The following is a 686-nucleotide window of genomic DNA, read 5'->3' on the forward strand; positions in this document are numbered from 1 at the left end:
GCGCGGCGGGAATGTCGGTGATGCCGCTGGATGCAGGGTTCCGGCGCGGCAGCAAGCTCACCGGGGGGACCGGCTGCCCGGTACCGTTATGGCGCACAGCCGCCGGGGGGGCCGTAGCCGGTGGCGCCGGTTCAGGGCTCGGCGGTTTGACCACAAACGCCCGCGGCGTTGTCACCCCCGGCTCGGCGTGACCTGCGTGCGAGCCCTCCAGCACAGCGGCCGGCAGGTAAACCTCGGCGGTGGTACCGCTGGCCGCTTCTCCGCTTGCCGGCCCCCGCAGCCCCACCCGGATGCCATGCCGGGCGGCCAGCCGGCTCACCACGAAAAGCCCCATATGACGGGCATTCTCAGGGGTCACCTCACCGCCGGCTTGTAGCCGCATATTGGCCATCCGACGGTCGGAATCGGTCATGCCCAAGCCGCAGTCGGCGATCCGCAGCAAAACCCCGCCCGCACTGCCGCGGACCGCCGACACCCGCACCTCGGCAGTAGGCGGTGAGTAGCTCAGCGCGTTGTCGATCAACTCGGCAAGTAGGTGGATCACGCTGCCGGCCGCCGCACCGAGCACCGCGCAGTCGGCCACGCCACCGGCTTTGACCCGGCGATAGTCCTCGACTTCGGACACGGCGGCGTTGATCACCGTCGACAGCGGCACCGGGTCGCGCTGGTCGCGGGAAATCTGCGCA

The 686-nt window shown here is 70.6% G+C and carries 1 protein-coding gene; it reads right to left on the bottom strand.

What is annotated here, in order from left to right; genetic code table 11:
• On the bottom strand, positions 1-686 hold a 686-nt coding region (locus tag F0Q45_RS26440), incomplete at both ends, for a sensor histidine kinase (protein WP_149656645.1).

Origin of the sequence: Mycobacterium simiae, assembly GCF_008370645.1 — a bacterium.
GTDB lineage: Bacteria > Actinomycetota > Actinomycetes > Mycobacteriales > Mycobacteriaceae > Mycobacterium > Mycobacterium simiae_A.